Source organism: Xanthomonas sp. MLO165 (assembly GCF_018831305.1).
Taxonomy (GTDB): Bacteria; Pseudomonadota; Gammaproteobacteria; order Xanthomonadales; family Xanthomonadaceae; genus Xanthomonas; species Xanthomonas arboricola.
Genome location: NZ_CP029263.1, coordinates 3,274,461 through 3,294,003 on the forward strand (window position 1 = coordinate 3,274,461; position 19,543 = coordinate 3,294,003).

A 19,543-nucleotide genomic window follows, 5' to 3' on the forward strand; every position below is an offset into this window, starting at 1 on the left:
GGTCATGACGCCGCAGTTGCGTCAGGCGATCAAGCTATTGCAGATGTCCACCACCGAGCTGGAACTGGAAATCGCCGAAGCGGTGGAGACCAATCCGCTGCTGGAATGGGCCGACGAGGCCGCGCATGCGGCCAACGAGCTGCCGGTGGACGCGTCGTCGGCCGCCTCCACCGACGACACCCCGCGTGAGGAACCGGCACCGGCCGAGCGCGATGACGACTGGTCACAGGACGAACTGCAGTGGACCGGGTCGGGCAGCGGCGGCAGCTTCGACGACGACGAGTCCGGCGATGCGGCCGAGCGCGTAGCCGAATCAGAAACCCTGGCCGACCACCTGCTGTGGCAGCTGCACCTGTCCCCGCTGTCGCCGCGCGACCGCCAGATCGGCGCGCTGCTGATCGATGCGCTGGATGAGGACGGCTACCTGCGCGAGCCGCTGTCGGCGATTCTGGAAACGCTGGCGCTCGGTGCGGCGGTGGACGAGGCCGAAGTGCTGACCGTGCTGCACCAGATCCAGCGCTTCGACCCGGTCGGCGTGGGTGCGCGCACGCTGGGCGAATGCCTGGCACTGCAGCTGGCGGTGCTCGACCCGGCCACTCCGGGGCGCGAGCTGGCGCTGCAGATCGTCGCCGGCCCGCTGGAGCGCCTGCCGCGCAGCGGCGTGGCCGGCCTGGCGCACGAACTCAAGCGCTCCACCGCCGATGTCGAGCAGGCGGTCCAGCTGGTGCGCTCGCTGGACCCGCGCCCGGGTAAGCAGATCGGCGACCTGTCGCAGGACACCTACGTGGTACCGGACTGCGTGATCTGGCGCCAGCGTGGCGTGTGGCGGGCCTCGCTGGCCGGCCGCGCGCAGCCCAAGGTCACCATCCACCGCGGCTACGAGAACCTGATCCGCAGTTGCGGCGAGTCCGACGCCGGCTACCTGCGCGGCCAGCTGCAGGAGGCGCGCTGGTTGCTCAAGAGCCTGGAGGCGCGCGGCGAGACCCTGCTGCGGGTGGTGCGCTGCCTGCTGCAGCACCAGGCCGGGTTCCTGGAATTCGGCGCGCAGGCCCTGCGCCCGCTGACCCTGCGCGAGATCGCCGGCGAGCTCGGCCTGCACGAATCCACCATTTCCCGCGCGATCGCGCGCAAATACGTGCGCACCCCGCGCGGCACCATCGCGCTGCGCTCGTTCTTCGCCTCCGGCATCGACACCGACAGCGGCGGCGAGGCTTCCAGCACCGCCATCCAGGCCATGATCCGGCGCCTGATCGAGGCGGAAAACCCGCGCAAACCGCTGTCCGACGCCAAGTTGGCCGATCTGCTGAAAACTTCCGGCGTACCAGTGGCACGGCGCACCGTTGCGAAGTATCGTGAGGCCATGAACATTTCCGCCTCCCACGAACGCGTCCGTATCGCCTGACGTTGCACCCACCGCAACGCCGGCCTGCGCCGGGTAAGTCGGAGCACCGGAAAGGTTCATTGGCCCACCGACCAATGGAGGTATCCGATGCGTATCGAGACGTATGGCCACCAGCTTGAAGTGACCCCCGCGCTGCGGGAGTACGTGGCAAGCAAGCTGCAGCGACTGCAGCGCCATTTCGACCAGCACTGTGAAGTCCGAACCCAGCTGGCCGTTCGCAAGCCAGACCATCACGTGGTCGCCACCGTCAACCTCCCCGGTCGCACCCTGCACGCAGATGCCAGCGGCTCCAGCATGTATGCGGCCATCGACCTGCTGGTCGACAAGCTCGACCGCCTGGTGCTCAAGCACAAGGAAAAGAAATGTAACCACCATGCACGCGAGGTGCGCGACAATCCCGCATGACGCTTCCCGCTTGATGCCCTCATGCCTTTAACCGATCTGATGGCGGCCGTGCGCACCGTGGTGTCGCCGGCCGCCGATCGCGACACCGTCCTGCATGCCGCCGCCGACCTGCTGTCCTGCCGCCAGGCCGGTGCCGACGAGCTCTACGCCAACCTGTGCGAACGCGAGGCCCTGGGCAGCACCGCCATCGGCCACGGCATCGCCATCCCGCACGGGCGCTGCCCCAACCTCACCGAACCGCGTGGCGCATTGCTGCGCTTGGACACCCCGGTGGCCTTCGGTGGCGACGAGCCGGTGGACCTGATCTTTGCGATGGCGGTGCCTGCGCACTACACCCACCAGCATCTGATGCTGCTGTCGGAACTGGCCGAGCGGTTTTCCGACGCGGACTTCCGTCAGCAGTTGCGCGCCGCCCCCAATGCCGACGCCTTGATGGCGCTGCTCACCGACGCACCGCCAGCACAGGCCAGCGCCGCATGAATACCAGCATCACCGCACGCGAACTGTTCGACCAGCAACGCGACAAGCTGGCGCTGCGCTGGGTGGCGGGCCAGAAAGGCGAGCACCGCGAGATCGAGGCCGGCAGCAACAACGCACGCCGCCCGTCGCTGGCCGGCTATCTCAACGTGATCTATCCCAACAAGGTGCAGATCCTGGGCACCGAAGAGCTGGCCTGGCTGGACTCGCTGGATGCGCGGCAACGCTGGGAAACCATCGAGAAGATCATCCAGGTGCAGCCGCTGGCACTGGCGATCAGCAAGAACCAGTCCTGCCCGGAAGACCTGCGCGCGGCCGCCGACGAATCCAACACGCCGCTGTGGATCTCGCCCAAGCGCGGCCACGAGTTGCTCAATCACCTCTCCTACCACCTGGCGCGCACGCTGGCGCCGCGGGTCACGCTGCATGGCGTGTTCATGGAGATCTATTCGATCGGCGTGCTGATCACCGGCGAGGCCGGTTCGGGCAAGAGCGAGCTGGCGCTGGAACTGCTCAGCCGCGGTCACCGGCTGGTGGCCGACGACGCGCCCGAGTTCACCCAGATCGCCCCCGACGTACTCGACGGCACCTGCCCGGAACTGCTGCAGGACCTGCTGGAAGTGCGCGGCCTGGGCGTATTGAACGTGCGCGACATGTTCGGCGACACCGCGGTGAAGAAGAACAAGTACCTGCGCCTGATCGTGCACCTGACCCGCCCGATGACCGAGCCCACCCCGTCCGGCTACGAACGCCTGACCGGCGATTCCGGCAGCCGGCACGTGCTGGATCTGGACGTGCCGCTGATCACCCTGCCGGTGATGCCCGGGCGCAATCTGGCGGTGCTGACCGAAGCGGCCACGCGCCTGCATATCCTGCGCACCAAGGGCATCGACCCGGCGGCGATGTTCATCGCCCGCCACAGCAACCTGCTGGAGCGACGCACGCCATGAGTACCGCGCCCTCCACGTTGATGATCGTGAGCGGGCTGTCCGGCTCGGGCAAATCGGTCGCGTTGAAGACCTTCGAGGATCTGGACTACTACTGTTCGGACAACCTGCCGGTGGAGCTGCTGCCGGATTTCGTGCGCAGCCGCCTGCGCGGCAATCCGCTCGGCGACCAGCGCCTGGCGGTGGGCATCGATGTACGCAGCCGCAGCGACCTGACCCAGCTGGCGCAATGGCGCCAGGCCGCGCAGGAATACGGCATCGAGGCGCGGCTGCTGTTTTTCGAGGCCGGCGACGAGGCGCTGATCAAGCGCTACGCCGATACCCGCCGCCGCCACCCGCTCAGCCATCTGGGCCTGGCCTTGCCGGAAGCGATCACCCGCGAGCGGCAGTTGACCGAACCGCTGCGCACGCAGGCCGATGCCATCATCGACACCAGCGCGCTCAATGTGCACCAGCTGCGTCGCCGCGTGGTCACCGAGTTCGCGCTCGGCAGCAGCGACCGGCTGTCGCTGCTGTTCGAATCGTTCGCCTACAAACGCGGCGTGCCGGCCGAGGCCGACTTCGTGTTCGATGCGCGCGTCCTGCCCAATCCGCACTGGGACCCGGAACTGCGCCCGCTGACCGGCCGCGATGCCGGCGTGCGCGAGTATCTGGACAAGGAACCGGACGTGGTGCGCTACAGCGCGCAGATCGTGGACCTGCTCGATACCTGGCTGCCACGGCTGCGCAACGACACCCGCAGCTACGTGACCATCGCCTTCGGCTGCACCGGCGGCAAGCACCGCTCGGTGTATCTGGCCGAACGCATGGCGCGGCATGCGCGCGAGCAGGGCTGGCCGGAGGTGGCGACGTTTCACCGTGAGCAGGATTGAAGGGCTGGGATTGGGGAATCGGGATTGGGGAATCGTCAAAGCGGTGTCATGCGGCTTGGAATGTGCGAACGGTCGGTGACAGCTGTGCTTTGAAGCTTGGCCTTGCGGGTTGGCCTCGGCATCGGGTCCCTGCCCCGCGCTTGCTGTCGAGGCTTTGATCTTGGTGGCTCATTTGGAGCTGCAGGCCGTCCTTGTCACTGCTGCTTCCCTGTCTTGCTGCGGGCGCAGATTGTTCGGCCTGGCGCAGGCAGTGGGTCTGCGGGAAAAACTTTGATCGGTGCATTTTGTCGGCGCGTTCTGATCGGGGACTGCCTGGCAAGCGCGCGCTGCAGCGTTCGCTTGTGATGCGGTTCGCATTGGCAGACTGCGGGCGTCGCGATCATTGCCATGCGGGCAGCGGCGCGCTTGCTGCGTGCGCTGCACGCGACACGCTGCAGCGGTCCTAAACGGCTATTCATTTCGCAACACATCGGTGCCGGCAAACGCTATCGCGCGGTCATGCCGACCTGTTAACGTTTCGGCATGGCCTGTGGCATTCTCCTCATTACTCATCCCGGCATCGGCGCGGCGTTGTTGAACGTGGCGACGGGGCTGTTGCGGCAGTTGCCGCTGAAGACCGAAGCGTTCGATGTGCCGCTCGATGCAGACCTGGACGCCTTGCTGCCCCAGGCCTCGTCGGCGATGCGACGGGTCGACAGCGGCGACGGCGTGCTGGTCATGACCGACCTGTACGGCGCCAGCCCCAGCAATCTCGCCAGCCGGTTGGCAAAGCTCGGCACGCCGGTTCGCCGGGTGTCCGCGCTCAGCCTGCCGATGCTGCTGCGGGTGATGAACTACCCCGAACAAGGATTGCAGGAGCTGCCCGCCACCGCGGCGGCAGGCACCCGCAACGGAGCGATCATCGACGATGCTTGAACGCGAACTCATAGTTTCCAACCGACTCGGACTGCATGCGCGGGCAACCGCCAAGCTGGTGCAGACGCTGTCGTCCTATCGCAGCAACGCCACCCTGGCGGCCAAGGGCCGCGAGGTGAATGCCAAGAGCATCATGGGCGTGATGCTGCTGGCCGCCGGCCAGGGCACCAGCGTGGTGGTGCGGCTGGATGGCGAGGACGAAGCGCAAGCGCTGCAGGCGCTGGTGGACCTGTTCGAGCGTCGTTTCGACGAGGACAGCTGAGCATGCGCCGCGTCGGTGCGGGGCTGACCGACAGGGCGCGTCCGCGCCAGGGCCGCACATGAGCCTGCGTTTGCGTGGACATGCCGCCTCGCGCGGCAACGCACTCGGACGCGCGCGCGTGCGCCAGAGCCACACGCTGGAAGTGGCCGAGCAACGCGTGCCCGCCAGCCAGGTGGAAACCCAGCTGCAGCGTCTGCACGTGGCGATCGAGGCAGCACGCACCGAGATGCAGCAGCTGCGCGACCGCCTGCATGGCGCGCTTGCGCGCGAGGTTGGCGAGTTCCTCGAACTGCATGCGCTGCTGCTCGACGACCCGGAGCTGTTGCAAGGCCTGGACGAGTTGATCCGCACCCACCGCTACAGCGCCGACTACGCCTTGCGCGTGCAGCGCGACCGGTTGGCGGCGGTGTTCGACGGCATGGAGGACGCCTACCTCAAGAGCCGCATGGACGACCTGGATCACGTCATCGGCCGCATCCATGCGTTCTTGCACAAGCGCGCGCCCGACCTCAAGGGCGTGGCCGGCGAGATCCTGGTCTGCGACAACGTGGCGCCGTCGGAGCTGGCGCAGCTGCAGGCGCAAGGGGTGGTCGGCATCGTCACCACCGCCGGCAGCGCGCTGTCGCACAGCGCGATCCTGGCGCGCAGCCTGCACCTGCCGCTGGTGGTGGGGGTGAGCGATGCGGTCCAGCGGATCGACGATGGCGACGTATTGATCGTCGATGCCGGCTCCGGCCAGGTGATCGTCGACCCCAAGCCCGAGCATCTGCGCGACTACCGCGAGCGCCTGCGCGCGCTGGCCAAGGAACAGCGCGAACTGGGACGACTGCGCTCCAAACCCACGCGCACACGCGACAACGTCGATATCACGCTGCTGGCCAATGCCGAATCGCTGGAGGACGTGGCCAGGGCGCACGCGCTCGGCGCCAGCGGCCTTGGCCTGTATCGCACCGAGTTCCTGTTCCTGCAGCGCAGCGAGTTGCCGGACGAAGAAGAACAGTTCCACACCTATCGCGACACCGTGCTGGGCATGAGCGGGCGACCGGTCACCATCCGCACCCTGGATCTGGGCGCCGACAAGGCCGACCGCACCGGCCTGACCTTGAGCGATGAGGACAACCCGGCGCTGGGCTTGCGCGGGGTGCGGTTGTCGCTGGCCCGCCCTGCGGTGGCGCAGGCGCAGTTGCGCGCGATCCTGCGCGCCTCCGGCTACGGACCGGTGCGCATCCTGGTGCCGATGGTCAGCGGCCGCGAGGAGGTCCAGTTGCTGCGCCGGCAGATCAAGAAGCTGGCCGCGCAATTGCGCGAACAAGGCCACGAGATCGCCGAGCACATTCCGCTGGGCGCGATGATCGAAGTGCCGGCTGCGGCCCTGGCGCTGGACTGCTTTATCGACGACATCGATTTCCTGTCGATCGGTACCAACGATCTGGTGCAGTACCTGCTGGCGGTGGATCGCAACAACGAGGCATTGGGCGAGCTGTATTCGCCGTTGCATCCGGCGGTGCTGCGCCTGATCGCGCAGGTGATCGCCACCGGGCGCGCCTACGCCAAGCCGGTGGCGGTGTGCGGCGAGATCGCGGGCGACCCGCGCTTCGTGCCGATGCTGCTGGCGCTGGGGCTCACCGAGTTCAGCCTGCATCCGGCCACGCTGCTGGAAGTGCGCCGTGCGGTGCGCGACATCCACCTGGGCGAGTTGCGCGTGCAGGGCGACAAGCTGCTGCGCGCGCGCGACCGCAAAGGCATCGAGAAGTGGCTGGCTACTGTCGCGCAGGGCCTGGCGCGCTGAGCGATCGCGTCATCGCGCAGGCGATGTTCTAACGCGTTGCGAGCGGCACTGTATGTTTCGTCACCGTGCGCAAGCGATAATGCCGTGCTGACTCAGCAGCGCGTCTTCCATCGGGACGTGTCCACTCTTCCAGGGAGCCGCGCATGGCCGAAGCCGTCCGCCACGACAAGACCGCGCGCCAGCTGCGATTGCTGTCCGATGCGCTCGATAGCGGACGCCTGGGCCCGGTACGCCGGCTGGTCAATACGCTGGCGCCGGCGGAGATCGGCAACCTACTGGAGTCGCTGCCGCCCGGCAAGCGCGAAGTGGTGTGGGGGCTGGTCGACCCGGAAGACGACGGCGAAGTGCTGCTGCATGTCGGCGATGAAGTGCGCGAAAGCCTGCTGGCCGACATGGACACCGACGAGATCGTCGCCGCGGTCGAAGACCTCGACATCGACGATCTGGCCAATCTGGTCGAAGACCTGCCCGACACCGTCATCGACGAAGTGCTCAAGTCGATGGACCGCGAGAACCGCGAGCGGCTCGAACAGGTGCTGTCGTACCCGGAGGACACTGCCGGCCGCCTGATGAATCCGGACGTGGTGACGGTGCGCGCCGACGTCAATGTCGATGTGGTGCTGCGCTATCTGCGCCTGCGCGGCGAGCTGCCCGACCACACCGATCACCTGTATGTGGTGAGCCGGCGCCATCAGTACCTGGGCCGGGTGTCGCTGGCCGCGCTGGTCACCCATGAGGACAGCACGCCGGTCAATCGCCTGATCGACGACGAACAACCGGCGATCGATGTCGGCGATGGCTCCGACGAGGTCGCACGGCGCTTCTCGGACCACGACTGGATCTCCGCGCCGGTGGTGGACGACAACAACATCCTGCTCGGCCGCATCACCATCGACGACGTGGTCGACATCATCCGCGAACAGGCCGAACACCAGGCCATGAGCGCGGCCGGTCTGGACGAGGACGAGGACATGTTCAGCCCGGCGCGGCGCGCCTTCCGCCGCCGCCTGATCTGGCTGGGCATCAACCTGTGTACCGCGTTCATTGCATCCAGTGTGGTCAGCCGCTTCGAAGGCACGATCGAGAAGCTGGTGGCGCTGGCGGCGTTGATGCCGATCGTCGCCGGCATGGGCGGCAACGCCGGCACCCAGGTGCTGGCCCTGATGGTGCGCGGCCTGGCGCTGGGCCAGATCGGCTCTTCCAACGTGATGACCCTGCTCAAGAAGGAGCTCACCGTCGCGCTGATCAACGGCCTGGTGCTGGGCGTGGGCCTGGGCCTGATCGTGCTGGCCTGGTTCCAGCAGCCGATGCTGTCGCTGGTGATCGGCACCGCGCTGACCTTGAACATGCTCACCGCCGCATTCGGCGGGGTGCTGGTCCCGGTGACGCTGAAACGCCTTGGCTTCGATCCGGCATTGGCCGGCGGGGTGATCCTGACCACGCTGACCGACGTGATGGGGTTCCTGAGCTTCCTCGGCCTGGCGACGCTGATCCTGCTGCCGTAGTCGCCGTGTCGGGCCATGACGATCAACGTTGCACCGAGCACACCGCAGCGACAATCAGATGAATATTCGACAGAAATCGCCGCAGCGCGACATGCCAGCACAGCTGCATGCGGCGATACTGCGGGTATGTCATCGGTCTGGGGGTGTGCGTGATCCGTCGTTGTCTTGTTCTTGCGATTCTTGCGCTGCTGCTGGCCGGCTGTTCCAGCATGGCTGAGCGCCACCACGACGGGCGCCGCGGCCATTTCGTCACCCGCACGCTGCAGCTGGAAGGACGGCTCTACCGCTATCAGGTGTTCGTGCCGACCTCCAAGGCGCCGCAACCACGCCCCATCGTGCTGTTCCTGCATGGCTCGGGCGAACGCGGCGACAACGGGCGCGATCAGGCCGAAGTGGGCGTCGGGCCTTACCTGAGCGAACACACCGCCGAGTTCCCGGCGCTGGTGGTGCTGCCGCAGGTGCCCGATGACGAGGAGTGGCTGGGCATCAATGCACGCATGGCGATCGCCGCGCTGGATGCGGCCAGCGCCGAATTCGGTGCCGACCCGCAGCGCACCTATCTCACCGGCATCTCGATGGGCGGCTATGGCGCCTGGGAAATCGGCCTGATGCAGCCGCAGCGCTTTGCCGCGATCGTGCCGATCTGCGGTGCGCTCAAGGCGCCACGCGATGAGCGTCGCACGCTCTACGTCAGCCTGGTGGCCAAGGAGGCCGACCCGTATACCGCTGCGGTCACCCAGCTCAAACACGTGCCGATCTGGATGTTCCATGGCGCCAAGGACGACTCGGTGCCACCGCATGACGACCGTGCGCTGTACCGCGCCGCCAAGGGCATCGGCGCCAACGTGCGCTACAGCGAATATCCAGACGGCAACCATAACGCCTGGGACGCGACCTACGCAGACCCGGCGATGTGGGAGTGGATGTTCAGGCAACGCCTGCGCTAAGCGGGCGGCGCACCGCGCCGATGCGGTCTGCGCCCGCTCAGTGGTGATAGCCGGTATCGGCGGTGATCTTGCCGCGGAACACGCGGTACGACCACACCGTGTAGCCCAGGATCAGCGGCAGCAGCACCACCAAACCGATCAGTGCGAACAGCTGCGACGACGGCGGCGCGGCGGCCTGCCAGATGGTGTAGACCGGCGGCACCAGATACGGCCACATGCCCAGCACCAGGCCGAGGAAACCGAGCACGAACAGGCCCATCGCCAGCAGGAACGGCGGCGTATCCGGCCGCCCCGCTTCGGTGCAACGCCAGAGCGCGAAGCCGACGATGGCGACCAGCACCGGCACCGGCATCAGCCACAGGTAGTGCGCGCCGCTGAACCAGCGGTCCATCACATGCGATTGCAGCGACGGCAACCACGCGCTGACCAGGCCGATGAAGATCAGCACGCTGATGGTCAGCGGCCGGCTCAACTGCCGCGCGAGCTGCTGCACATGACCTTCGGTCTTGAGGATCAGCCAGGTGCTGCCGAGCAGCGCGTAGCCGAACACCAGCGCCGCGCCGGTCAGCATCGCGAACGGACTGAACCAACCCCAGATGCCGCCGACATAGCGGTCGTCTTCGATCGGCAGGCCCTGCACCAGCGCGCCCAGGATCACGCCCTGCGCAAACGTGGCCAGGATCGAGCCGGCAGCGAAGGCATTGCTCCACAGCCGCCGCGAGCGATGCGCCTTGAAGCGGAACTCGAACGCCACGCCGCGGAACACCAGCGCCATCACCATCAACAGCACCGGCAGATACAGCGCCGACAGGATCACCGCATACGCCTTGGGAAACGCCGCCAGCAGCCCTGCCCCGCCCAGCACCAGCCAGGTCTCGTTGCCGTCCCAGATCGGCGCGGCGGTATTCATCATCAGATCCAGCTGCGCTTCGTCCTTGCGGAACGGCGCCAGGATGCCGATGCCGAGCACGAAGCCGTCCAGCACCACGTACATCAGCACCCCGAAGCCGATCACCGCGAACCACGCCACCGGCAATACGCTGCTCATGTCCATCATGCGGCTCCGTCGATCGGTTCGTCGGCCGCCGACAGCGGCCGCGCCGGGGTGTGTTCGCCGTGGTCCAGCTGCGGCGCGTCATGTGGGGTCGGGCCGATCTTGCCGATCTTGACCAGGTACCAGATGCCCCAGCCGAACACGAACGCATAGCCGACCACGTACACCGCCAGCGAGATTGCGGTCATCAGCGTCGATTGCGGGCCCACGGCATCGGCAGTGCGCAACAGGCCATAGACCACATACGGCTGCCGCCCCATCTCGGTGACGAACCAGCCCGACACCAGCGCGATGAAGCCGCTTGGCAACATCCAGCGCCAGGTCGCCAGCAACCAGCGCCACTGCAGCAACTTGCCGCGCCACCAGGCGAACGCCGAGACCCAGGCCACCAGCAGCATCAACGAGCCCAGCCCGACCATGATGCGGAAGGCGAAGAACACCGGCAGCACCGGCGGGCGATCGGCCGCCGGCACCGAGGTCAACGGCGCAATGCTGCCTTCCGCACTGTGGGTCAGGATCAGGCTGCCCAGGCGCGGGATCGCCACCTCGTAATCGTTGCGCTCGGCCTGCGCATTGGGCAGGGCGAACAGCACCAGCGGAAACCCCTTGCCCTGGCCTTCGTCATGCCAGTGCGCTTCCATCGCCGCGATCTTCATCGGCTGGTGCTTGAGCGTGTTCAAGCCATGCATGTCGCCGACGAAGATCTGCAGCGGCACGGTGATCGCCGCGAAAGCCACCGCCAGCTTGAGCATGCGCAGCCCGGCCTCGCGGTGCACGCCGCGATGCAGATACCACGCCCCCACCGCACCGACCACAAAGCAGGTGGTGATGAACGAGCCCAGCGCCATATGCGCAAGCCGGTACGGGAACGAGGGGTTGAAGATGATCTTCAGCCACGCCACCGGATGCACGATGCCGTTGACCACCTCATAGCCGGCCGGGGTCTGCAGCCAGCTGTTGGACGACAGGATCCAGAACGTGGAAAACAGCGTGCCCAGCGCCACCATGCAGGTCGCCAGGAAATGCAGGCGCTCGGAAATACGCCCCCAGCCGAACATCATCACGCCCAGGAAGCTGGCTTCGAGGAAGAACGCGGTCAGCACCTCGTAGCTCAACAAGGGGCCGATCACGCTGCCGGCGATCCGGCTCAGCTCCGGCCAGTTGGCCCCGAACTGGAAGGCCATCACGATGCCGCTGACCACGCCCATGCCGAACGACACCGCGAAGATCTTCTGCCAGAAGAAATACAGCTCGCGCCACACCGGCAGCCGGGTGCGCAGCCAGCGCCACTCGAGAAATGCCAGCAGGCTGGACAGCCCGATGGTGAATGCGGGAAACAGCACGTGGAATGCGATGACGAATCCGAACTGGATCCGCGATAACAGCAAGGCATCCATGGAGAATCCTCCAGGAAAAAGATGGGGCAGCATCAGCGCACAGGTTGCAGGTCGATTGCCGAACACCAGTGCCGGTCGATCGCGACCTCTGCGCTACGGGATCATGATAAGGACGGTCGTGCTCGTTCCCGATGCGACACGGCGTCGCATCTGCGGCAAATTGCCGCGCTTGTGCAGCCAGCAGCGACCCACAACCCGCCGCGGGTGGTCGTCAGGTGGGTGCGGACGGCGCGCCCGGAACCGCAGCGCAGGCGTGGCTCATGCCGATTCGTAGCACCGGCCGCGCCTGCCTGACGTTGTAGCCTTGTGGGCCCTCCCGGCGATGCTACACCCGGTGTGCAATGCAGCGCGCATTCCTTGCACGCAGACGCGTTACGCACAGCGATGCACCCGGCTATCCCAGGTACACCGGCACGCGATGGAGGGTCGCCGCGCTCCCCCACCGCACCCGCACGCAGGTCGCCGGAAAACGCTACGGCCGCACCCGCCCCCAGACCCGCAGGAAATTGCCGCTATACACATCGACGATGCGTTGCGTGGGCCAGCCGGCATCCAGCATCGCCTGCGTGAGCCTGGGCAGATCCGCGCCGCTGCGCATACCGGTCGGCAGGCTGGAAATGCCCCCATCGAAATCGCTGCCGAAACTCAGGTGCTTCCACGGATCCTCGACGATCCCCATGGCGGCGATCTGTCGGGCGAAGGCTTCGTAGTAGCCAATGACAAAGGCGAGATCGGCATCCATGTTCGGCTTGCCGTCGGCCAGATAGGCGTGTTGCAGAAAGTACGGCGCCAGGATGACGCTGATGCAGCCACCGGTCTGGACGATGGCGCGGATCGCCGCGTCGTCGAGCCCGCGGTCGAGATGACGCGACGGCCGCGTCTCGGCGCCACGGGTAACACTGCGCGAGGCGGCATGCGAGGCGAAGGCCGGCACGTTGCGACGGACGCAGATGGCGCAGGCATCGAGGACGCCCTGGCTGGAGGTGTGCGAAAGATCCACCAGCAGTCCGGCATCGATGCAGCGCTCCACGACTTTGCGGCCGAATTCCGACAGCCCCGCCCCTTCGATCCCGCGCCACGGATTGAGCGGCGCATAGCCGGCCTGGGAGATGTCGGTATGGCTGAAATGGTTGAGCGTCACATAGGCGGCGCCGGCCCTGGCAGCGATGTCCAGGCGCTCCAGCCGCAGCGCCTGGCTGCGGACTCCGCGTGGGCCGAGCATATGCGCGCCCTCCAGCGACAGGATGGCGCAGCAAAGACCTTCGGCCCGAACCGCGCGCAGCTCGGCGGCGCTGCGTGCCAGCCGCATCCGACCCTTGCTCGCGGCCACCATCTCCTCGACATAGCGCTGATGCTCCACCCAGTTGTTCCAGGGGTCGAGAAACGGCGCGCCGAAGAGGTTCTCCCACAACGCGTGGGCGCTGAAGCAGGCAGCGCCGTAGCCGCCGGCCAGAAAGTCCGGTCCGCTGACGTGGTACATCAGCGGTTGGTTGCGACCTCTTGGCGAGGTCTTGGACATCAGCCAGAGGATCAGCGAGCGTCGATGCGCTTTCCAGTCGCCCTTCCAGAAATCGAAGCCACCCAGGCGCGACAGATACAGCGAGTCCAGATGCGTATCGACCGGATAGGCCAGCGCATGCACTGCCTCCAGTGTGCGGGCGGCAGGCAAGGCAGCAGAATTCTCGGACGAAACGGCACGCATGCACGAACCCCGGCAATGACTGCTGAAACACTCACGGAATGAAGCGATGCATTTTCATCGTCGCGCGCTGGCGCGCCGATGTTTTCCAGCCAACCGATGCAACGAACAGAATCGGCCGAATGACAGTAGCCGAGCTGGATCGGCAGATCCAGCCACTCGCCTGTCTGATGGAGAAGGAAACCGCAAGACTGCTTGCGTGTTCTCGCTTCGACGGTGTGCAACAGCGCATTGCAGCCGCATTTGCGCAGCTGGACGATCACGCACTCAGCCGCGTTGACCTATACGCTCATGTCCGCGCACGCACGCGTCGCGCCACTTCGCTGACCACGGCGATGAAGACAGTCAGACCGACCATCGACAGGAACTGCGCGCGGGTGTCCGCCGAAGACGCCAGCAGCACGAAGATCACCGCCAGGATCGCCAGGGCCAGCAGGGTCAGAAACGGATAACCCCGCATGCGGAACGGCAACGCGATGCCGGCGCGGTCGGCGCGTGCGCGCAAGATCAGCTGCGACAGCAGCGAGATCGTCCACACCAGCAGGCAGGTGGCGCCGACGATGTTGAGCAGCATCGGCAACACCTTGTTGGGGTACAGCAGTTCCAGCGCGGCTGCGGCAAATCCGAACAGCACGCTGGCGATCACCGCCACCAGCGGCACCTGCTCGCCGCTGGTCCTGCCAAGCAGCCGTGGCGCTTCGCCGCGCTGGGCTAACGAGAAGATCATCCGCGAGGCGCCGTACAGATTGGCATTGAGCGCCGACAGCAAGGCCACCACGGCGACCAGGGTGATGGCGGTGGCCGCGCCGGGAATGCGCGCCACCTCCAGCACGGCGGCAAACGGCGAGCTGAGCGCCGCGCTGGTCCACGGCACCACCGCCACGATCACGCTGATCGAGCCGATGTAGAACACCAGGATGCGCCAGGCCACGGTGCGAATCGTGCGTGCCAGGCTGCGGCCCGGGTCGGCGGTTTCCGCCGCGGCCACTGCGACGATTTCGGTGCCGCCGAAGGCGAAGACCACCACCAGCAATGCCGAGCCGATGCCGGCCAGCCCCTTGGGCGCGAATCCGCCGTTCTGGATGAAGTTGGACAGCCCCGGCGACACCACGCCGGGCAACCAGCCGGCCAGCAAGGCCACACCGATCAGCAGGAACACCACGATCGCAACGACCTTGAGGATGGCGAACCAGAATTCGAACTCGCCGAAATTGCGCACGCCGAGCAGATTGATCGCCGTAAAGGTGGCCATGAACACCACCGCCAGCAACGGCACCGACAATGCCGGCCATACCGAGGCGAGCAGGCCTGCCGCGCCGACCGCTTCGGCGGCGATCACCACCACGATCTGCAGCCACCACAACCAGCCCACCGTCGCACCGGCGGTCGGCCCCATCGCGTCGGCTGCGTATACCGAAAACGCACCGCTGGCCGGCTTGGACGCGGCCATTTCGCCCAGCGCGTTCATCACGATGATCACCAGCGCTCCGGCGATCAGGTACGACACCAGCACTGCCGGCCCCGCCGCGTGGATCCCCACGCCCGAGCCCAGGAACAGCCCGGCGCCGATCGCCGTGCCCAGGCCCATCATCATCAATTGCCGCGGTTTCAGCGCGTGGCGCAAGGTAGGCGCGGCGGACGGAGCGTGCTCAGCAACGGGATCGGTTGGAAGCGGCATGGACGGGCTTGCATGGATGGGATCGCGACACGATACCGCGTCGCGGCGCCCGCCGCGCCTCTTGACGCCGGCGCCGGAGCGAGGTCGATCAACCTTGGGGGCGCTTGGCTGCATTCACCGCCAGGGATTCACTGCCACGTGCAACCACCGGTGGCCGCCGTGCCTGGCCGCGAACCGGCCAGGCGCGAACCAGCTGCACCCAAAGACAAGAATCCCCGGCCAGGCCGGGGATCCATGTGACCGCACCCTGTTGCCGCCTACTCGGCCAGGTTGGTGCCCGCACCGGCGGTGGCGATCACCTTGGCCTTGACCTGTGCGGCCGGGGTGATGCTGTAGGTGTAGCCCAGCGGTTCGGGGAACACCTTGGTGGTGATCCAGTTGGTGGCGTTGGCGTACGGCTTGCTGCCATCCGGGGTGCCCCAGGTGATGCCGCTGCCGACGTAGTTGTTGATCAGGTCCCAGTAGCCGATCTCGCTGCTGTCGCGCGAGGTCACCGGGTTCTTGATGTTCTCGAAGTAGTTGGACTCGATCTTGGCCACCCCGCCCATGCGCACGTTGATGCCCGAGGTGGTGACGTTGTTGAAGTAGTTGTTGTAGATGTGGCTCAGCCCACGCCGTTGCAACGGCACGCGCGATTCGACGTTCTCGAAGCGGTTGTGGTGATAGGTGGTGCGCGCAGCCGAATTCTTGGTGTCGCTGTCGCTGTATCCGTTGAGCGCGACCTTCTGGTAGTTGTAGACGTGGTTGTAGGACACGGTGACGTGATGGACGCCCTTCTTCATGTCGATGCCGCCATCGAAAGACGCATCGCCGGCGCCCGAGCACTTGGTCAAGGAGGCGAACACGGTGTTGTGGTCGACCCAGATCTTGGACGGCGAGCCGCTGGAATTGCCTTCCAGCGAGATCGAGTCGGCATCTTCACCGCCCTGCAGCAGGCCGATGGTCATGTTCTGGATGATGACGTTGCTGGAGTTGCCCACCACCCAAAGCCCGAAGTTGGCCGACGAGCCGTTGGCCCCCTTGATGGTGATGTTGCTCTTGTTCTTGATCTGCACGGTCTTGGCCGGCAACTTCCACTGCGCGCAGACGTCCTTGATGCTGCTGAAGTCGAACTTGCCGGTGTAGTTGAGCACCAACCCGCCGCTGCCGGAATAACTGTCGATCGCAGCCTGCATCGCCTCGAAGGTGGTCACGGTGACCGGTGTTTTGTTGCCGCCGCCGGTGGTGCCGGCACCGTACCCGACCGGGCCGGCGATGGCGCCCGCAGCGCAGGCGGACAGGGCAAGCGCAACTGCGCCCTGGAATGTCTTGATGATCATGCAGCCTCTCCCAAAGTGTGGAAAAGCGATGCGTGCTGCCTGCGCCGGAGCGACGACAACAGCAAAGCGGTGCGTGGGGGCCGCATTCTTCGCGCGATTTAACACATAAAACAATTATCCATCACTGAAACTTTGACGCACCACGGTGTTCTCCGTGCAGGACATGCAAAAGAGACAGCACGAGACACCCGGGACAGGACACCATTGTGGCGTGCACGGTGTTTTGCTCTGTATGCAGATGTGTTTTTCATGCATGCAAACGCAGGCCGATGCCGGTTTACTCACGCGCGCGTTCGACCGCAGTTGCTGGTGGCAAATGCGTTTTCTAGGCATCGAAGTGCGACACGCAATGCTGCGCGGCGGTCACTGCACACGAACGTGTGTTGTGAGCATCATTGGTGCGTAGCAGCAGCGCCATCGCAGACACATGCGGTCTGCGAGGTTTGTGTGGTTTACACCGCATTTGATGCCGCGTTGCAGAAGACGATGCGTGCTTGCGCTTTTGGCGCAATCGCGACAGTGGGCGAGCACTGGCGCGACGACCAGCCTCTCTCGACATGGTCAGGCCGCGTAGGTCCGACCACGTGGTGCGTCAGGTGGTGTTCGACCGTAGCTGGCAATCCGCATTGGATGTGTCGGCTCAACGACACGCGGTTGAGGCACAGCTGCGTGTATCGACAGGGGGACTCTTCAATCATTGCTCGCGCTGACGCATGTAATGCGCAAGCAAGGCAGCGCACGCTCAATCGCGACGCGTCGCAGCTGCGCACCGCAGCCGGGCACGCTCTGCTTCACGTGCACTCATACACCCCACCCCATCCGCTCAAACAGCGCGGCTGGCCTGCAGGGAGGCATGCACCAGCTGCTCGCCGGGCCACGGCGTCTGGTCGTCGAGGAAGTTGCCGACCAGGCGCATGCACGCCGGGCGTTCTTCCACATGTGGCATATGGCTGGAATTGGCGAACACATGCCACCGCGCGTCCGGGATCAGGCGTGCGTACGGCTCCACCGTTTCCGGTGTGGCCTCGTCGTACTTGCCCGACAGCACCAGCGTGGGGGCGTTGATGCGGTGCAGGCGCTCGATGATGCTCCAGTTGCGCAGGCTGCCGACCACGTGGAATTCGGTCGGGCCGTTCATGGCGTGATACACGGTCGGGTCGGCATCGATGGCGGCGAAGGTGCGCGCCACTTCGGCAGGCCACGGCAGCACGCGGCAGACGTGCTGGGCGTAGAACACCTGGCTTGCGGCGCGATAGGCCGGGTCGTCCAGGGTGCCGGCCGCTTCGTGCGCGTCCAGCGCCGCCTGGATGTCCTCGGGCAGGCGCGCACGCAGCCGCAGCGCCGCAGCGCGCCACAAGCCCATCGATGCCGGGGAGTTGGCGATCACCAGCGCACGCAAGCCAGCCGGCCGCCGCACCGCATGCTCGGCCGCCAGCATCCCGCCCCAGGACTGCCCGAGCAGCGCGTACTGCGACAGCCCCAACTGCGTGATCAAGGCCTGCAACTCGTCCAGAAACAGCCCCACCGTCCAGAAACCGGGGTCTGCATCGGGAAGATGGGTGGACTTGCCGTTACCGAGCTGGTCGTAATGGATCACCGCGCGGCCATTGGCCGCCAGGTCCTTGAAGCTGTCCACATAGTCGTGGGTGCAGCCGGGGCCGCCGTGCAGCACGATCAGCGGGCAGGCGTCGCTGCGCAGATCGCCGGTGATGCGGTACCAGGTCCGGTACCCACGGAATTCGACGTAACCCTCGGTGGACTGCATGACCTGCGCCTGCTAACGGCAAGAATGAGCGCCGAGCCTAGCGAGGCAACCGCCGCGCGTTAACTGGCAAAACTCCCAGGTTCGTGGCGCGTTCGAAGCTTGGGGCCGGCTGCGCGCGCGGCCGGGCGCATCATCGGTCGCCAGGACGGGCACCAACCCGTGCAGCGATTGCACCTGCCGATCGCAAACTTTCGCTGCAGGGAAATCGCCTATCGCGGCGTGCCGCCGCAGCCGAGTACGCCGGGCTTACGGCTCCAGCAATCGATAATGCATGCCGCGCACGACGGCCTCGACGCGATTGCGCGCACCCAGCTTGCGCGCTGCCGAGTTCAGATGCAGGTTCACCGTGGCGGTGGAACGGTTGAGCGCAGCGGCGATGCTCTTGGCTGTCAGCCCCTTGGCCGAATACTGCAGGCATTCGCGCTCGCGGCGGGTCAGCGCGATGTGGTGGCAGCGGCGTTCCTGCGGATCGAGCAGTTCCTGCGCGCGTGCCTGGAAGGTATGCGCCAGCAGCAGGAATGGCGACAGCTGCGCTTCGGCCAGCCGTGGCGCCTCGGCCGCGACCGCATCGACCGCAGCGCTGAATGTCGCGAACGCGCCACCCGGCAGGTGCAGGGGCACGGTGACACCGGTTCCCATACCGCTATCGCACAGATAACGCGTGACCTGCCGATGCTGGCTGCCGACGTATTCCACGCCCTCCATCTCGCCGTCGCTGCGGTAGGACCACACAAATGGCGTGGTGCGGCGCGTCGCACGCTGCTGCACCGGGTCGTGCTGGTAATAGCCGTGCTCGCACCAGATGTGCTGCATGTCGCCCGGCGCATTGCGCTGCATGAACACCGACGGGGTGATCAATGCCCCTTCCAGACTCAGCGGGACCGGCGCGTAGTCGTAGACCAGTGACTGGAAGCCCAGCCCGCAGACGTCGGAAAACACCCGGTCCAGGCAGGCATTGAGCGTGTGCAGCGCCTGCAGGTCGCGGCCCAGGCTGGCCAGAGTGTCGAACATGTGGGGTCCTTCGGTGTCGACGTACGCCGCTGGATGACATCCGGCATGGAAAACCTAGCATTTTTACCAATGGATGGGCTTGGCGGCCACATTATCGTC

At 66.2% G+C, this 19,543-nt stretch carries 18 protein-coding genes and 1 other RNA gene; 10 read left to right on the forward strand and 9 right to left on the reverse strand.

The genetic code is table 11. The annotated features are described in order from the left end of the window. Positions 1–4 precede the first annotated feature (4 nt). The 10 genes from DGN21_RS13845 (at position 5) to DGN21_RS13890 (ending at position 9,521) form a co-directional block, all read left to right on the forward strand. Positions 5–1,402 (forward strand): RNA polymerase factor sigma-54, encoded by a 1,398-nt coding sequence (locus DGN21_RS13845; protein ID WP_024938738.1) that lies wholly within the window; start codon positions 5–7, stop codon positions 1,400–1,402. 87 nt (positions 1,403–1,489) lie between these two features. Next, positions 1,490–1,807, forward strand: coding sequence for a ribosome-associated translation inhibitor RaiA (gene raiA, locus DGN21_RS13850; protein WP_016904608.1), 318 nt, complete (start codon positions 1,490–1,492; stop codon positions 1,805–1,807). Between the two features lie 21 nt (positions 1,808–1,828). Then, on the forward strand, positions 1,829–2,287 hold the full coding sequence (locus DGN21_RS13855; protein WP_026064839.1) for a PTS sugar transporter subunit IIA: 459 nt from the start codon (positions 1,829–1,831) through the stop codon (positions 2,285–2,287). Then, positions 2,284–3,234 carry an HPr(Ser) kinase/phosphatase gene (gene hprK, locus DGN21_RS13860; RefSeq protein WP_016904610.1) on the forward strand — a complete coding sequence of 317 codons (951 nt, stop codon included), beginning with the start codon at positions 2,284–2,286 and terminating at the stop codon, positions 3,232–3,234. Before DGN21_RS13855 ends, hprK begins: the two co-directional genes overlap by 4 nt. Continuing rightward, on the forward strand, positions 3,231–4,103 hold the full coding sequence (gene rapZ / locus DGN21_RS13865) for an RNase adapter RapZ (RefSeq protein WP_024938736.1): 873 nt from the start codon (positions 3,231–3,233) through the stop codon (positions 4,101–4,103). Before hprK ends, rapZ begins: the two co-directional genes overlap by 4 nt. Positions 4,104–4,625: 522 nt before the next feature. After that, positions 4,626–5,018 carry a PTS sugar transporter subunit IIA gene (locus tag DGN21_RS13870; RefSeq protein ID WP_016904612.1) on the forward strand — a complete coding sequence of 131 codons (393 nt, stop codon included), beginning with the start codon at positions 4,626–4,628 and terminating at the stop codon, positions 5,016–5,018. Further along, a complete protein-coding gene (locus DGN21_RS13875; protein WP_016904613.1) occupies positions 5,011–5,280 on the forward strand; it encodes an HPr family phosphocarrier protein in 270 nt (89 codons plus the stop codon). The genes DGN21_RS13870 and DGN21_RS13875 overlap by 8 nt, the downstream gene beginning before the upstream one ends. A gap of 58 nt (positions 5,281–5,338) precedes the next feature. Continuing rightward, complete coding sequence (ptsP, locus tag DGN21_RS13880) at positions 5,339–7,069, forward strand: phosphoenolpyruvate--protein phosphotransferase (protein WP_054591463.1); 1,731 nt, start codon at positions 5,339–5,341, stop codon at positions 7,067–7,069. Positions 7,070–7,212: 143 nt separating this feature from the next. Continuing rightward, positions 7,213–8,574 carry a magnesium transporter gene (mgtE, locus tag DGN21_RS13885; protein WP_024938734.1) on the forward strand — a complete coding sequence of 454 codons (1,362 nt, stop codon included), beginning with the start codon at positions 7,213–7,215 and terminating at the stop codon, positions 8,572–8,574. A gap of 107 nt (positions 8,575–8,681) precedes the next feature. Then, entirely contained in the window at positions 8,682–9,521 is an 840-nt protein-coding gene (locus DGN21_RS13890) for a prolyl oligopeptidase family serine peptidase (RefSeq protein WP_160954518.1), read from the forward strand. Between the two features lie 37 nt (positions 9,522–9,558). On the opposite strand, the gene cydB is transcribed toward DGN21_RS13890, so the two are convergent. The 9 genes from cydB to DGN21_RS13930 form a co-directional block, all read right to left on the reverse strand. Further along, positions 9,559–10,575 carry a cytochrome d ubiquinol oxidase subunit II gene (gene cydB, locus DGN21_RS13895; protein WP_039519768.1) on the reverse strand — a complete coding sequence of 339 codons (1,017 nt, stop codon included), beginning with the start codon at positions 10,573–10,575 and terminating at the stop codon, positions 9,559–9,561. Continuing rightward, on the reverse strand, positions 10,575–11,972 hold the full coding sequence (locus DGN21_RS13900) for a cytochrome ubiquinol oxidase subunit I (RefSeq protein WP_024938732.1): 1,398 nt from the start codon (positions 11,970–11,972) through the stop codon (positions 10,575–10,577). Before DGN21_RS13900 ends, cydB begins: the two co-directional genes overlap by 1 nt. Positions 11,973–12,157: 185 nt before the next feature. Further along, positions 12,158–12,234, reverse strand: a non-coding RNA gene (locus tag DGN21_RS13905) — sX9 sRNA. A 210-nt stretch (positions 12,235–12,444) separates the two neighbouring features. Continuing rightward, positions 12,445–13,614, reverse strand: a complete 1,170-nt coding sequence (locus tag DGN21_RS13910) for a dipeptidase (RefSeq protein WP_241235247.1) — start codon at positions 13,612–13,614, stop codon at positions 12,445–12,447. Then, positions 13,503–13,934 carry a hypothetical protein gene (locus DGN21_RS20205; RefSeq protein ID WP_241235250.1) on the reverse strand — a complete coding sequence of 144 codons (432 nt, stop codon included), beginning with the start codon at positions 13,932–13,934 and terminating at the stop codon, positions 13,503–13,505. Before DGN21_RS20205 ends, DGN21_RS13910 begins: the two co-directional genes overlap by 112 nt. A 26-nt stretch (positions 13,935–13,960) precedes the next feature. Next, complete coding sequence (locus DGN21_RS13915) at positions 13,961–15,349, reverse strand: amino acid permease (RefSeq protein ID WP_024938730.1); 1,389 nt, start codon at positions 15,347–15,349, stop codon at positions 13,961–13,963. Between the two features lie 257 nt (positions 15,350–15,606). Beyond that, a complete protein-coding gene (locus DGN21_RS13920; RefSeq protein ID WP_046343682.1) occupies positions 15,607–16,668 on the reverse strand; it encodes a polysaccharide lyase family 1 protein in 1,062 nt (353 codons plus the stop codon). An 823-nt stretch (positions 16,669–17,491) separates the two neighbouring features. Next, the gene (locus DGN21_RS13925) at positions 17,492–18,433 is read right to left on the reverse strand and encodes a proline iminopeptidase-family hydrolase (RefSeq protein ID WP_039813374.1); all 942 of its coding nucleotides are present in this window, start codon (positions 18,431–18,433) and stop codon (positions 17,492–17,494) included. 246 nt (positions 18,434–18,679) lie between these two features. Further along, positions 18,680–19,444 (reverse strand): LuxR family transcriptional regulator, encoded by a 765-nt coding sequence (locus DGN21_RS13930; RefSeq protein ID WP_016904441.1) that lies wholly within the window; start codon positions 19,442–19,444, stop codon positions 18,680–18,682. Positions 19,445–19,543 lie beyond the last annotated feature (99 nt).

Excerpts from the sequence above, each read along its gene's own strand:
- DGN21_RS13845 (WP_024938738.1), top strand. The coding sequence starts at position 5 with ATGACGCCGCAGTTGCGTCAGGCGATCAAGCTATTGCAGATGTCCACC.
- hprK (WP_016904610.1), top strand. The coding sequence starts at position 2,284 with ATGAATACCAGCATCACCGCACGCGAACTGTTCGACCAGCAACGCGAC.
- DGN21_RS13890 (WP_160954518.1), top strand. The coding sequence starts at position 8,682 with ATGCGGCGATACTGCGGGTATGTCATCGGTCTGGGGGTGTGCGTGATC.
- DGN21_RS13875 (WP_016904613.1), top strand. The coding sequence starts at position 5,011 with ATGCTTGAACGCGAACTCATAGTTTCCAACCGACTCGGACTGCATGCG.
- DGN21_RS13920 (WP_046343682.1), bottom strand. The coding sequence starts at position 16,668 with ATGATCATCAAGACATTCCAGGGCGCAGTTGCGCTTGCCCTGTCCGCC.
- DGN21_RS13855 (WP_026064839.1), top strand. The coding sequence starts at position 1,829 with ATGCCTTTAACCGATCTGATGGCGGCCGTGCGCACCGTGGTGTCGCCG.
- DGN21_RS13915 (WP_024938730.1), bottom strand. The coding sequence starts at position 15,349 with ATGCCGCTTCCAACCGATCCCGTTGCTGAGCACGCTCCGTCCGCCGCG.
- ptsP (WP_054591463.1), top strand. The coding sequence starts at position 5,339 with ATGAGCCTGCGTTTGCGTGGACATGCCGCCTCGCGCGGCAACGCACTC.
- DGN21_RS13930 (WP_016904441.1), bottom strand. The coding sequence starts at position 19,444 with ATGTTCGACACTCTGGCCAGCCTGGGCCGCGACCTGCAGGCGCTGCAC.
- cydB (WP_039519768.1), bottom strand. The coding sequence starts at position 10,575 with ATGGACATGAGCAGCGTATTGCCGGTGGCGTGGTTCGCGGTGATCGGC.
- DGN21_RS13900 (WP_024938732.1), bottom strand. The coding sequence starts at position 11,972 with ATGGATGCCTTGCTGTTATCGCGGATCCAGTTCGGATTCGTCATCGCA.
- mgtE (WP_024938734.1), top strand. The coding sequence starts at position 7,213 with ATGGCCGAAGCCGTCCGCCACGACAAGACCGCGCGCCAGCTGCGATTG.
- DGN21_RS13870 (WP_016904612.1), top strand. The coding sequence starts at position 4,626 with ATGGCCTGTGGCATTCTCCTCATTACTCATCCCGGCATCGGCGCGGCG.
- raiA (WP_016904608.1), top strand. The coding sequence starts at position 1,490 with ATGCGTATCGAGACGTATGGCCACCAGCTTGAAGTGACCCCCGCGCTG.
- DGN21_RS13925 (WP_039813374.1), bottom strand. The coding sequence starts at position 18,433 with ATGCAGTCCACCGAGGGTTACGTCGAATTCCGTGGGTACCGGACCTGG.
- rapZ (WP_024938736.1), top strand. The coding sequence starts at position 3,231 with ATGAGTACCGCGCCCTCCACGTTGATGATCGTGAGCGGGCTGTCCGGC.